Origin of the sequence: Kitasatospora sp. NPDC002227 (genome assembly GCF_040296285.1) — a bacterium.
Classification (GTDB): Bacteria; Actinomycetota; Actinomycetes; order Streptomycetales; family Streptomycetaceae; genus Kitasatospora.
On sequence record NZ_JBEOWY010000016.1, the window covers coordinates 54,791 to 68,159 of the forward strand.

11 protein-coding genes and 1 pseudogene are annotated in these 13,369 nt (G+C 72.0%); 11 read left to right on the top strand and 1 reads right to left on the bottom strand.

Annotated features, from left to right (window positions below; genetic code table 11):
- Positions 1-10 precede the first annotated feature (10 nt).
- Positions 11-2,101 carry an ATP-dependent DNA helicase gene (locus tag ABT095_RS17110; protein WP_350530223.1) on the top strand — a complete coding sequence of 697 codons (2,091 nt, stop codon included), beginning with the start codon at positions 11-13 and terminating at the stop codon, positions 2,099-2,101.
- Between the two features lie 97 nt (positions 2,102-2,198).
- Here ABT095_RS17110 and lexA read toward each other — a convergent pair whose 3' ends face one another.
- Positions 2,199-3,017 (bottom strand): transcriptional repressor LexA, encoded by an 819-nt coding sequence (gene lexA, locus ABT095_RS17115; RefSeq protein WP_350530312.1) that lies wholly within the window; start codon positions 3,015-3,017, stop codon positions 2,199-2,201.
- A gap of 418 nt (positions 3,018-3,435) precedes the next feature.
- On the opposite strand from lexA, the gene nrdR reads away from it, so the two are divergent.
- The 10 genes and pseudogenes from nrdR (at position 3,436) to ABT095_RS17165 (ending at position 13,354) form a co-directional block, all read left to right on the top strand.
- Positions 3,436-3,927, top strand: a complete 492-nt coding sequence (gene nrdR, locus ABT095_RS17120; protein WP_350530224.1) for a transcriptional regulator NrdR — start codon at positions 3,436-3,438, stop codon at positions 3,925-3,927.
- A gap of 262 nt (positions 3,928-4,189) precedes the next feature.
- Entirely contained in the window at positions 4,190-7,078 is a 2,889-nt protein-coding gene (locus ABT095_RS17125) for a vitamin B12-dependent ribonucleotide reductase (protein WP_350530225.1), read from the top strand.
- 250 nt (positions 7,079-7,328) lie between these two features.
- A complete protein-coding gene (locus ABT095_RS17130) occupies positions 7,329-7,718 on the top strand; it encodes a hypothetical protein (protein ID WP_350530226.1) in 390 nt (129 codons plus the stop codon).
- Positions 7,719-7,766: 48 nt separating this feature from the next.
- Positions 7,767-7,997 (top strand): RNA polymerase subunit sigma-70, encoded by a 231-nt coding sequence (locus ABT095_RS17135; protein ID WP_350530227.1) that lies wholly within the window; start codon positions 7,767-7,769, stop codon positions 7,995-7,997.
- Positions 7,998-7,999: 2 nt separating this feature from the next.
- Positions 8,000-8,548: a Clp protease N-terminal domain-containing protein gene (locus ABT095_RS17140; RefSeq protein WP_350530228.1), complete on the top strand. Its 549-nt coding sequence runs from the start codon at positions 8,000-8,002 to the stop codon at positions 8,546-8,548.
- Between the two features lie 200 nt (positions 8,549-8,748).
- Entirely contained in the window at positions 8,749-10,455 is a 1,707-nt protein-coding gene (locus ABT095_RS17145; RefSeq protein ID WP_350530229.1) for a sensor histidine kinase, read from the top strand.
- A pseudogene (locus tag ABT095_RS17150) lies at positions 10,455-10,865 on the top strand (roadblock/LC7 domain-containing protein); the annotation flags it as partial. The gene ABT095_RS17145 and the pseudogene ABT095_RS17150, both read left to right, overlap by 1 nt.
- A 95-nt stretch (positions 10,866-10,960) precedes the next feature.
- Positions 10,961-11,329: a DUF742 domain-containing protein gene (locus ABT095_RS17155; RefSeq protein ID WP_350530230.1), complete on the top strand. Its 369-nt coding sequence runs from the start codon at positions 10,961-10,963 to the stop codon at positions 11,327-11,329.
- Positions 11,310-12,113 (top strand): GTP-binding protein, encoded by an 804-nt coding sequence (locus tag ABT095_RS17160; RefSeq protein WP_350530231.1) that lies wholly within the window; start codon positions 11,310-11,312, stop codon positions 12,111-12,113. Before ABT095_RS17155 ends, ABT095_RS17160 begins: the two co-directional genes overlap by 20 nt.
- Positions 12,110-13,354 (top strand): cytochrome P450, encoded by a 1,245-nt coding sequence (locus tag ABT095_RS17165; RefSeq protein WP_350530232.1) that lies wholly within the window; start codon positions 12,110-12,112, stop codon positions 13,352-13,354. The genes ABT095_RS17160 and ABT095_RS17165 overlap by 4 nt, the downstream gene beginning before the upstream one ends.
- The last annotated feature ends 15 nt before the right edge of the window (positions 13,355-13,369 follow it).

Here is a 13,369-nt window from a genome sequence, read left to right on the forward strand (position 1 = left end):
TGGGAGGGCCATGACGAACGACTCCGCACCCCAGCCCCTGCCCGGCACCGCCGAGGCCCCGGTGAGCGTCCCCCGCGCCCGGCTCCCCGAGCTGCTGCACGCCGCCGTCGCGGCCGTCGGCGGCACCGAGCGGCCGGGCCAGGTCGCGATGGCCGAGGCCGTGGCCGACGCCGTCGACCACGACGAGCACCTGCTCGTCCAGGCCGGCACCGGCACCGGTAAGTCCCTGGCCTACCTGGTGCCCGCGCTCGCCCACGGCGACCGGGTGGTGGTCGCCACGGCGACCCTGGCGCTCCAGCGCCAGCTGGTGGAGCGGGACCTGCCCCGCACGGTGGACGCGCTGCACCCGGTGCTGCGCCGCCGCCCGAGCTTCGCCATGCTCAAGGGCCGCTCCAACTACCTCTGCCTGCACCGGGCGAGGGAGGGCGCGCCGAGCGACGAGGGCGAGGGGCTCATCCCGCTCGAGGAGATCGCCGGCCCCACCGGCAAGCTCGGCCAGGACGTGCTGCGCCTGCGCGACTGGGCCGAGGAGACCGAGACCGGGGACCGCGACGACCTGACCCCCGGCGTCTCCGACCGGGCCTGGGCCCAGCTCTCGGTCACTTCCAAGGAGTGCCTGGGCGCCACCCGCTGCCCGTACGGCGAGGAGTGCTTCGCCGAGCTGGCCCGCGAGCGGGCCAAGACCGCCGACGTGGTGGTCACCAACCACGCGATGCTGGCGATCGACGCGATCGAGGGCGCCCCCGTGCTGCCCGAGCACGCCATGCTGATCGTGGACGAGGCCCACGAACTGGTGAACCGGGTGACGGGTGCGGCCACCGCCGAGCTGACGGTGGGCGCGGTCAACCGGGCGGTGAAGCGGGCCGCCCGGTTGGCCAACGAGAAGGCGGTGGACGCGCTCCAGGCCGCGGCCGAGAGCTACCACGGCCTGATGGAGACGGCCCAGCCCGGCCGGGTCGAGGAACTGCCGGAGTACCTGGTCTACGCCGTCTCGGCGATCCGGGACGCCGCCCGCCAGGTGATCACCTCGCTCGGCGAGACCCGCGACAAGGGCCTCTCCGACGAGGACGCCGTGCGCAAGCAGGCGATGGCCTCCGCCGAGACGCTGCACGAGACCACCGAGCGGCTGCTCGCCGAATCCGCCTACGACGTGGTCTGGATCGAGCGCAGCGACCGCTTCGGCCCGGGCACCGCCTCGCTGCGGGTCGCCCCGCTGAACGTCTCCGGCCTGCTGCGGGAGACGCTCTACCGGGAGCGCGCGGTGGTGCTCACCTCCGCCACGCTCAAGCTGGGCGGGGACTTCAACGGCGTCGCCGCCTCGGTCGGCCTGCCGGTGGAGGGGCGGCTGCCCGACGCGCGCGGCGCGGCCGAGCCGGCGCGCGCGGAGGGCGACGACGCCCCGCCGTATTGGCGCGGGATCGACGTCGGTTCGCCCTTCTCCTACAACAAGCAGGGCATCCTCTATGTCGCCAAGCACCTGCCGCCGCCCGGGCGCGAGCCCGACCGGCCGGAGATGCTGGACGAACTGGCCGACCTGATCGGTGCGGCCGGCGGCCGCACGCTCGGGCTGTTCTCCTCGATGCGGGCCGCGAAGGCCGCCGCAGAGGCGCTCCGGGAGCGGCTGGACAACCGGATCCTGCTCCAGGGGGAGGACACCCTGGGCGAGCTGATCCGCGAGTTCGGCTCGGACGCCGAGACCTGCCTCTTCGGGACGCTCTCGCTCTGGCAGGGCGTGGACGTGCCCGGCTCCGCCTGCCAGCTGGTCGTGATGGACAGGATCCCCTTCCCCCGGCCCGACGACCCGCTGATGAGCGCCCGCCAGAAGGCGGTCGAGGAGGCCGGCGGCAACGGCTTCATGGCGGTGGCGGCCACCCACGCCGCCCTGCTGATGGCCCAGGGCGCGGGCCGGCTCGTCCGCGCGGCAGACGACCGCGGCGTCGTCGCCGTCCTCGACCCCCGGCTGGCCACGGCCCGGTACGGCGGCTTCTTCCGCTCCTCGATGCCGGCCTTCTGGTACACCACCGACCGCAACCAGATCCGCAAGTCACTCGCCGCGATCGACGCTTCGGCACCTCCGGTGAAGCCGGTTCACTCACGCTAGGCAAGACCAGGGGCGCGAGGAACTGCGCGAGTGCGGGAGACAGCGGCCTGTCGCCTTCCGCACTCGCGCAGTTCCTCGCGCCCCTAGGTAGTGCAACTCAGAGTCGGCGCATGACAGCTACGACCTTGCCGAGGATCGTGGCGTTGTCGCCCGGGATCGGGTCGTACGCCGGGTTGTGCGGCATCAGCCAGATCCGGCCGTCCTCGCGCTTGAGCCGCTTGACGGTGGCCTCGCCGTCGATCATCGCCGCGACGATGTCGCCGTTCTCGGCGACCGGCTGGCGGCGGACCGCGACGTAGTCGCCGTCGCAGATCGCGGCGTCCACCATCGAGTCACCCCGTACGGTGAGGGCGAACAGCTCGCCGTCGCCGACCAGCTGACGGGGGAGGGGGAACACGTCCTCGACCGTCTGCTCGGCCAGGATCGGGCCGCCGGCCGCGATCCGGCCCACCAGCGGCACGTAGGAGGTGGAGGGGCGCCCGGCCGCCTCGGCGGTGTTGGGGCGGGAGACCTCGACACCGCGCACCTCGTAGGCACGGGGGCGGTGCGGGTCACGCCGGAGGAAGCCCTTGCGCTCCAGGGCCATCAGCTGGTGCGCCACCGAGGAGGTGCTGGAGAGGCCGACGGCCTGGCCGATCTCCCGCATGCTCGGCGGGTAACCCCGGCGCTGGACAGAGTCCCTGATGACCTCGATGACGCGGCGCTGGCGCTCCGTCAGCCCCGCCTCGTCGGTACGGATGCCGGGCGGGCGGCCGGGGAGGGCACGGGTGGGGGCGCTCTGGGCGAGGGCTCCGTCCAGGGCGGCGGCGTGCTCGATCGGCTGGTCCGGGAGGCGGCCCGAGGAGTTCAGGGCCCCGCCGGGCACGCGGTGGTCTTCGCTGCGGCTCATGCTGTGGTCCACGCTCTGCTGGTCCATGGTGCGCGCCGAACGCTCCTGCACCGGGATGGAGTTGCTCTTGGCTTCTACGGTGTTCACTGGATGCCCCTCTTGGACAGGCGTTCTCCCTCTTGTCGAGCACAACTGGCGCCTCTATCGAAAGGTTGCGCCAAACACACGTTCGAGTGAATTATTTCGGAGTCGGCTGACTCGATCAAGGCTTTGGGTGTAGCTCGATTAAATGTTCGACTCCGGCCGACTTCGGGAGTCTATTTCACGGCGGGTGAACTTTTCGACCCGATCGGGCTCTGATTCGGCGTGGCGCCCCTCGACACCCTAGATCTTGTGCCAGTCTCCCGGCTCGGGCCTACAAGTTGTGGTCGGGCGTGTGGCTGCCTCGGCCGAACCGTGTAGGCTGGTCAGGTCCGCCCGAAGCTGCCATGGAGGGATTCCCCAAGTGCACTGCCCCTTCTGTCGGCATCCGGACAGCCGCGTGGTGGACAGCCGCGCCAGCGACGACGGCAGTTCGATCCGCCGCCGCCGCCAGTGCCCGGACTGCAGCCGTCGTTTCACCACGGTGGAGACGGCCACGCTGATGGTCATCAAGCGCAGCGGGGTGACCGAACCCTTCTCCCGCGAGAAGGTGATCTCCGGCGTCCGCAAGGCCTGCCAGGGCCGCCCGGTGACCGAGGACGCGCTCGCGCAGCTCGGCCAGCGGGTCGAGGAGTGCGTGCGGGCCAGCGGCAGCGCCGAACTCTCGACGCACGACGTCGGGCTCGCCATACTGGGCCCGCTCAAGCAGCTCGACGTGGTCGCCTACCTGCGCTTCGCGTCCGTGTACCGCGCGTACGACGGGCTCGAGGACTTCGAGGCGGCCATCGCGGAGCTCCGCGCCGAGCAGTCCCTCGCCGAGGCGGGCGCCGTGCCCGTCCCCGCCGCCGCGACCTGATCGCCCGGCCCCCGCACCACCCACGGCTCAGCTCTCAGCTCGACTCTGTTCATAGCCCGACTTTCAGCTCGACCCAAGCCATGACCAGCCGCTCCGGCGGCGGACCGTGGCTGCCGCCTGCCCGGAAATCGGGCACAGAACACCACAAATCGTGCGCAGCGTCCGACAGCTCCGGCCGACTGAGCACACCAGGAGAAGCGAACCAGCGGCACCCGGAAGGTCTGGGGTGCCGAGGGCGTTTGCCCAGGAGGAGGAGTACGAAGTGACTGACACGACGAGCGGTTCCGCGCGCGGGTCGAAGTCCGAGAAGACCGCCAAGGGCGCCGGCAAGGCTGCGCCGAAGGGCGGCCTGCGGATCGGGCGCATCTACACCACTCCTGGTGTCCACCCCTACGACCAGGTGACCTGGGAGCGCCGCGACGTCGTCATGACCAACTGGCGTGACGGCTCGATCAACTTCGAGCAGCGCGGCGTGGAGTTCCCCGACTTCTGGTCGGTCAACGCGGTCAACATCGTCACCAGCAAGTACTTCCGCGGCGCGGTCGGCACCCCGCAGCGCGAGTGGAGCCTCAAGCAGATCATCGACCGTGTGGTGCTCACCTACCGCGCCGCCGGCGAGAAGAACGGCTACTTCGCCACTGCGGACGATGCCGAGATCTTCGAGCACGAGCTGACCCACGCCCTCCTCCACCAGGTGTTCAGCTTCAACTCGCCGGTCTGGTTCAACGTCGGCACCAAGCAGCCCCAGCAGGTCTCCGCCTGCTTCATCCTGGCCGTCGACGACTCCATGGAGTCGATCCTCGACTGGTACAAGGAGGAGGGCATGATCTTCAAGGGCGGCTCCGGCGCCGGCCTGAACCTCTCCCGCATCCGCTCCTCCAAGGAGCTGCTCTCCTCCGGCGGCAACGCCTCCGGCCCGGTCTCCTTCATGCGCGGGGCCGACGCCTCCGCCGGGACGATCAAGTCCGGTGGCGCGACCCGCCGCGCGGCCAAGATGGTCGTGCTCGACGTGGACCACCCGGACGTCGAGGCCTTCATCGACACCAAGGTGAAGGAGGAGGAGAAGATCCGCGCCCTGCGCGACGCGGGCTTCGACATGGACCTCGGCGGTGACGACATCACCTCCGTGCAGTACCAGAACGCCAACAACTCCGTCCGTGTCTCGGATGAGTTCATGACGGCGGTCGAGAACGGCACCGAGTTCGGCCTGCGCGCCCGGATGACCGGCGAGGTCATCGAGACCGTCGACGCGAAGAAGCTCTTCCGCAAGATGGCCGAGGCCGCCTGGGCCTGCGCCGACCCGGGCATTCAGTACGACTCGACCATCAACCACTGGCACACCTGCCCGGAGTCGGGCCGGATCAACGCGTCCAACCCCTGCTCCGAGTACATGCACCTGGACAACTCCAGCTGCAACCTCGCCTCGCTCAACCTCATGAAGTTCCTGCGCCCGGACGACTCGTTCGATGCCGCGACCTTCGCCAAGGTCGTCGAGCTGGTCATCACCGCGATGGACATCTCGATCTGCTTCGCCGACTTCCCGACCGAGAAGATCGGCGAGACCACCCGCGCCTACCGCCAGCTGGGCATCGGCTACGCCAACCTCGGCGCCCTGCTGATGGCCACCGGCCACGCGTACGACTCCGAGGGCGGCCGCGCGCTGGCCGGGGCGATCACCTCGCTGATGACCGGTACCGCCTACCGCCGCGGCGCCGAGCTGGCCGGCGTGGTCGGCCCGTACGACGGCTACGCCCGCAACGCCGAGCCGCACCAGCGGGTCATGCAGCAGCACGCGGACGCCAACGCCGCCGCGTCGCCCGCCGACGACCTGGACGCCCCGGTCTGGGCCGCCGCGACCGAGACCTGGGCCGATGTGCTGCGCCTGGGCGCCGAGCACGGCTTCCGCAACGCGCAGGCCTCGGTGCTGGCCCCGACCGGCACCATCGGCCTGATGATGGACTGCGACACCACCGGCGTCGAGCCCGACCTCGCCCTGGTCAAGTTCAAGAAGCTGGTCGGCGGCGGCTCGATGCAGATCGTGAACGGCACCGTGCCGCGCGCGCTCAAGCGTCTGGGCTACCAGGACGAGCAGATCGAGGCGATCGTCGCGTTCATCTCCGAGCACGGCAACGTGGTCGGCGCGCCGGGCCTCAAGCCCGCGCACTACGAGGTGTTCGACTGCGCGATGGGCGAGCGGGTCATCTCCGCGATGGGCCACGTCCGGATGATGGCGGCGATCCAGCCCTGGATCTCCGGCGCCATCTCCAAGACGGTCAACATGCCGGAGATCGCCACGGTCGAGGAGATCGAGGAGATCTACTTCGAGGCGTGGAAGCTCGGCGTCAAGGCGCTGGCGATCTACCGCGACAACTGCAAGGTCGGCCAGCCGCTGTCGGCGAAGAAGGCTCCCGCCGCGGCCGTCGAGGCCCCGGCTGCCGCCCCGGCCGCCGTCGCGGTCGAGAAGGTGGTCGAGTACCGCCCGGTCCGCAAGCGTCTGCCGAAGGGCCGTCCGGGCATCACCACCTCCTTCACGGTGGGTGGTGCCGAGGGCTACATGACGGCCAACTCCTACCCGGACGACGGTCTGGGCGAGGTCTTCCTCAAGATGTCCAAGCAGGGCTCGACCCTCGCGGGCATGATGGACGCCTTCTCGATCGCCGTCTCGGTCGGTATGCAGTACGGCGTGCCGCTGGAGACCTACGTCGCGAAGTTCACCAACATGCGCTTCGAGCCGGCCGGCCTCACCGACGACCCGGACGTGCGGATGGCGCAGTCCATCGTCGACTACATCTTCCGCCGCCTGGCGCTCGACTTCCTGCCGTTCGAGACCCGCTCGGCGCTCGGCATCCACTCGATCGAGGAGCGGCAGCGCCACCTCGACACCGGCTCCTACGAGCCGATCGAGGCCGAGGAGATGGACACCGAGACGCTGGCCCAGTCGGTCTCCCGCACGTCGGCCCCGACCCCGGCTCCGGCCGTCGAGAAGCCCAAGGCGGCCCCGGCCCAGGCGCACAACTCGACCGAGCTGATGGAGATCCAGCTCGGCCTGAACGCGGACGCCCCGCTCTGCTTCTCCTGCGGCACCAAGATGCGCCGCGCCGGCAGCTGCTACCTCTGCGAGGGCTGCGGCTCCACCAGCGGCTGCAGCTGACCGCCTGCCCGTAGGCGCAGCTGACCAGTAGGTCACGAAGGGACCGGCCCGAGGCCGGTCCCTTCGGCGTTCCCGCACCCTTCCCGGGTGGGAAACGCGACTGACGGCTGTTGTCGGTTCGGTGACCATCGTTGTGGTCCGGCGATCATCGGGCGGGTGACCACAGAAGCGAACCGGCTCTCCCTCCGCATCAGCGAACCGACTCTCCCTCCGCATCGTCGTGCCACCGCCCGGCGCCGGGCAGGCCACCGTGGCATGCCGACCGATCGTCGACGGACGGGACATCCTGGCCGAGGTCTTCGACGAGGGGCCGGCAGCGGATCCGGGGCAGCTGCTGGGCCCGGACACGCCGCTGAGTGCGACGGACACTCCCCGGCCGGTCCGGCCGGCCGAGGCCGAGTGCACGGAGGGATGCTGCGGCGCCGTGTACGTCACCGTCCTCCTGTTCCAGCCGGGCCGCTCCGCGATCGGGGGCGGCCGCCCCTGGGCCCAGTTGAGGGTGACCGTCTCGGTCTCTGGTGACGACCCGGCCGCGCAGGCCGGCGAGCTGGCGGCGCAGCTCACGGCCGAGGACCCCCGCAGGGCCGCCGAGGTCTGCGGCGGGTCCGCGTTCCGGACCTCATCTGTCAACTTAGGTTGACACTCGGACGGCGTCAACCTAAGTTGACATCAAGGAGGAGGGGGTGGAATGAGCGAGAGTGCACAGCTCGCGGCTGCCGCGGGCAGCCGCGACCCGGCCGTCGGCCTGCGAGCCGTCCGGGCCCTACGGGACTTGGCGGACCGGCTGGAGGAGCTCCAGGTCGGGAACGCCCGGGTCAAGGGCTGGTCCTGGCAGGAGATCGCGACCTGTCTGGGGGTCAGCAGGCAGGCCGTCCACAAGAAGTACGCCCGACGGGGCTTCGGCGGAGAAGAGGGCTGACGATGTTCGAACGGTTCACCGACGGTGCCCGGCAGGCGGTCGCGGGCGCCGTGCAGGAGGCGTCCCGACTGCGGCACGAACACTTCGGTACCGAGCACCTGCTGCTCGGGGTGCTCGCCCTGCCCGATGATCCGGCGGCCCGTGCGCTGCGCGGGGCCGGGCTGGAGCTGGTGTCGGCCCGGGGTACGGTCGCCCGGCTGCTCGGGGCGCCGCACCCGGAGGGCGACGAGGCTGCACTGGCCTCGATCGGGGTGGATCTGGAAGCCGTCCGGGAGGCGGTGGAGGCGAGCTTCGGGGCGGGCGCGCTGGACGTGCCCGTCGTGCCGCCCAAGCGGCGCCGCCGGGGCGCGGTCCGGTGGACCGACCAGGCGAAGCGGGTGCTCTCGCTCGCGCTCCAGCAGGCCACCGCGGAGCGGGCCGACCGGATCGAGGCCCGGCACCTGATCCTCGGAATCCTCGCGGAGGGCGGCGGGGTGGCGGTCCAGGTCCTGCGGGGGCAGGGGATCGACCCGGGGGAGCTGGAGGTGGCGCTGCGGGCGGCTCTCGCCTGAGCAATGGCCCCGGGCGCCTGAGCGGTCGGCAGGGCGGCTGACCTTCAGGTGCTTTGGGGCGCATTGAGCAAAGGTGATAAATGGATATGATCTGGTGACCGCGTGTGCTGAACAACTGTCCGGAGCGTGCTCATCAGTGCTCCGGATGTCGGCGTGCCGTCGTCCGCCCCTGATCTGCCGCCGCCCCCGAGGACAGATTGATGACCGCTCCCATACCCCACGTCCGCGGGGCGTACCGACGACTTGACGGCAGAACCGTCACCTGGGCGGTGGCGGGCATCCTGGTCGGTGCGGGAGCCGGGGCGGTGGCCGTGGCCACCGCCGCCGAGACGCACCGGGCCGCCGTCGCGGCCACCGCCTTCGGCGGGTTCCTGCTGTGGTGCGTGCTGGCCGTGCTGGCCGCCGCGCAGGCGGGCCGGGTCGCCCGTACCCGGGAAGGGCTGGAGTACCACCGGGAGGAGGCGGCCCGGGGCCGCGTCCAGAACGCCGAGCTGCGCGCCGACCTGACGTCCGCTCATGCCTCGGTGGCCGCGCTCCGGTCCGCGCTGGCCGGCGCCGAGTCGGCCGCCGAGGCCGCCCGGGCGGACCTGACCGGCGTCCGGGCGGCGCTGGTGGCGGCCGAGGCCGCCAACACCGAGCTCGGGGAGTTCGCGGAGCTGGCCCGGGCGGACCGCGCGGAGCTGGACCGGATCGCGGGCGAGGTGCTGCCCGAGGTGGTCCAGGGGTTGCGCGGTGGCCGTTCGGTCGAGACCGTACTGGCCGCCCACCGCGGCTCGGCCCACGCCGGACTGCTGCGCTACGTCGCGGAGGAGGTCGGCCGGGGCGAGCGCCAGCGCGCCGCCGCGCTCGCCGTCTGCGCCACGGCGGCGGGCCGCGTCCAGGCGCTGGCCACCAGCATGCACGCCGAGTTGCGCGAGATGCAGCACCGGCACGGCGAGGACGTGCTCGGCGACCTGCTCACCCTCGACCACTCCACCGCTCAGGCCGGGCGGCTGGCGGACAGCATCGCGGTGCTCACCGGCGCGCGCTCGGGCCGTCGCTGGGCGAAGCCGATCAGCGTCGAGAGCATCCTGCGCGGTGCGCTCGGCCGGATCGGCGCGTACCAGCGGGTGCGGCTGCACTCGGCGAGCACGGCGGCCGTGGCCGGGTACGCGGCCGAGGGTGTGATGCACGCGCTGGCCGAACTGCTGGACAACGCGACCAACTTCTCGGCGCCGCCCGCCGAGGTGCACGTGTACGTCGAGGAGGCCCACGCCGGCCTGGTGATCACCGTCGAGGACGGTGGCCTCGGGCTCAGCGACAGCTGGCTGAGCCGCGCCGAGCGGGCGGTCTCGCCCGAGCCGCTGGACCTCACGGCGCTCTCCGCCGGGACCAGGATCGGCCTGGCGGTGGTCGGTTCGCTGGCCCGCAAGCACGGGCTCTCGATCTCCTTCCGGCCCTCCGCCCGGGGCGGTACGGGTGTGGTGATGCTGATCCCGGCTCAGCTGATCACCCACCCGGGGCCGGAGGCCGCGCCGGCTCCCGGCGCCGGTACCGCTGCTGTCGCCGCTCCGGTGGTGCCGACCGCGGTCGTCGCCCGGCCGACCCGGGCGGCGCTGGAGTCCCGGTCCGTCGCCGAGCCTTCGGGCGCGGGAGCGGGAGCCAGCACCGGTACCGGCCCCCAGCACCAGCGGCCGAGCGAGACCGGTGACGGGTCGGCCCTGCCGCAGCGGCGCCGGGGCCAGACCCTCGCCTCCGCCCAGTCCGCTGGGGCGGCCCGACCGGCCGCCACCGCACAGCCGACCCCGCCACGGCCCGCCGCCACTCTCACGGCGGCCCGGTTCGGCGCCTTCCGCAGGGCCCTGCAGCCGGGGCCGGACGCCCCGGGGCCCGACACCACCGACGCACTCCCGAAGGACGACGCCTGATGAGCAGCACAACCGACCGCGATCTCGACTGGCTGTTGGAGAACCTGCTGACCGCCACCCCCGGCGCCCGCCACGCGCTGGTCCTCTCGGCCGACGGGCTGAAGCTCTGCCACACGTCCGGGCTGACGGTGGACCAGGCCGATCAGCTCTCGGCGATCGCCTCCGGGATGCAGAGCCTGGCCCACGGGGCCTCGATCGAGTTCGGCGACGGCACCGGCGGGGTCCGGCAGTCGATGACGGAGTTCCACGGCGGGATCCTGTGCATCGTCGCGGCGGGGGAGGGGGCCCACCTCGCGGTGGTCACCGACGACGACGCCGATGTGGGCGTTGTCGGGCACAACATGCTCGGCCTGATCGAGCAGATCGGCGCCTACCTGAGTGCTCCGCCGCGTGAGGCGGGCTCCGAGGCGCCCGCCGACGGGTCGGAGGCCGACCGGTCGGGCCGGGTGCTGGAGCAGCGCGGGCCCAGTGAGCCGACGAGCCGGATCGACGCCCCGAGCCCGGCGTGAGCGAGCGCCGGGGCATCCCTGCCCGGGACGACGACCCGGACCGGCTCTACACCGTAACCCGGGGCCGCAGCCGCCCGCCGGAGCACGCTTTCGACCTGGTGACGCTGATCGTCACGGAGCGGGAGCCGGAGCCGGGCATGCAGTCCGAGCACGCCCGCATCCTGCGGATGTGCGCCGAGCCGACGGCCGTGGTGGAGATCGCGGCCGCGCTGGCGCTGCCGGTGAGCGTGGTCAAGATCCTGCTCGGCGACCTGCTGGAGACTGGGCGGATCACCGCCCGGCACCCGCGGTTCGCCCCGACCAAGGCCCGTCTCCCCGATCTCGACATGCTGAAGCAGGTGCTGCATGGACTCCAACAACTCTGACGCCGCTGCAGGTGGTGCCGGTGCCGGTGCCGGTGCGGGCGGGGGTGGTGGTGCCGGTGGGCGTACGGCGCTGCGCAGCACTGTCGACAACGGGCTGAAGATCGTGGTGGTCGGCGGCTTCGGGGTGGGCAAGACGACCCTGGTCGGCGCGGTGAGCGAGATCCGTCCGCTCAACACCGAGGAGACGATGACCAGGGCGGGCGAGGGGATCGACGACCCCTCGGCGGCCTGGGGCAAGCGCTCGACCACGGTCGCCTTCGACTTCGGCCGGATCACCCTCAACGACCGGAACGTGCTCTACCTGTTCGGCGCTCCCGGGCAGGAGCGGTTCTGGTTCCTCTGGGACCGGCTGTTCGCGGGCGCGCTGGGTGCGGTGGTGCTGGTGGACACCCGGCGGCTGGAGGAGTCCTGGTACGCGATCGACCGGCTGGAGCATCACGGCACGCCGTTCGTGGTGGCCCGGAACAACTTCGAGGAGCCTCGGCACAGCCTGGCCGAGGTCCGGGCCGCTCTCGACCTGCCGGAGGGCGTGCCGCTGCTGGACTGCGACGCCCGGGACCGGGAGTCCAGCAAGCAGGTGCTGATCGAGCTGGTCCGCCACCTGCAGCGCCTGGCCGAGGCCGAGGCCGGCGCCTCCCCGGTCGCGGCTGAGGCTGAGGCCGGCGTCGCGGTCGCGGCTGAGGCTGAGGATTTCGAGCTTGTACCGGCTGCTGTGGTTGGAGCCGCTGTGGTTGGAGCTGCCGTGGTTGGAGCTGCCGTGGTTGAACAGGAGATGACGTCGTGACAGAGCCCGCCGCCACCCCGCCGTCGGGCTGCCCCGCGCACCCGGACGCGACCCCGCTCTACGGACCGCGCTTCCAGACCGACCCGGGCCAGCTGTACCGGGAGCTGCGCGAGACCCACGGCCCGGTCGCCCGGATCGAGCTGGCTGGGGGCGTACCGGCCTGGCTGGTGATCGGCTACCGCGAGCTGCAGCAGGTGACCGGCCAGCCCAAGCTCTTCGGGCGGGACTCCACCCGGTGGAACCTCTGGCCCGAGATCCCGGCCGACTGGCCGCTCAAGCCGATGATGGCGCCGGTGCCTTCCGTGCTGTACGCGGAGGGCGAGGAGCACCAGCGCCGCAAGGGCGCGATCACCGACGCGCTGGCCGGGGTCGACCCGTACGAGCTCCGCAAGCACTGCGAGGAGATCGCAGACCGGCTGATCGACGGGTTCGCGGGTCGGGGCGAGGCCGAGCTGGTGGCCGAGTACGCGCACCGGATGCCGCTGCTGGTGCTCTGCCAGCTGTTCGGGCTGGGCGAGGACGAGGCACCGGTGCTGATCCAGGGCCTGCTCTCGATGCTGGACGGCGGCGCCGACGCCCAGGCGGGTGCGCAGCAGCTGCTCGACAGCATGCTCGCGCTGGTACGGGAGAAGCGTGAGCACCCCGGTGCCGACATCACCTCTAGGCTGCTGGAGCACCAGGCCGGGCTGACCGACGAGGAGGTCATGCGCGACATGCGGGTGATCCTGATCGCCGGTCACCAGCCCTCGGCGTACTGGATCGCCAACGCGCTGCGGCTGATGCTGACGGACGAGCGGTTCGCGGCCTCGCTCTCGGGCGGCCGACGGAGCATCAGCCAGGCGCTCTCCGAGGCGCTCTGGGAGGACACCCCGACCCAGATCTTCGCCGGCCGTTGGGCCACCCGGGACACCCAGCTCGGCGGGCAGCGGATCGCGGCGGGGGACATGGTGCTGCTCGGCTTCGCCGGCGCCAACGCCGATCCGTCGGTCCGTCAGGCGGACGGTGCCCCGGCCGAGGGCAACCGAGCCTACCTGAGCTTCTCCTACGGGCCGCACTCCTGCCCCTTCCCCGCCCAGGAGGCGGCGGAGGTGATCGCCGCCACGGCCATCGAGGTGCTGCTGGACCGGCTGCCGGACCTGCGACTGGCGGTGGCCGAACACGCGCTGGTCTGGCGGCCCTCGGCCTGGGTGCGAGCCCTGGTCTCGCTGCCCGTCGCCTTCACCCCCGGCTACGTGGGCTGACTGCTTTCCCGTTCC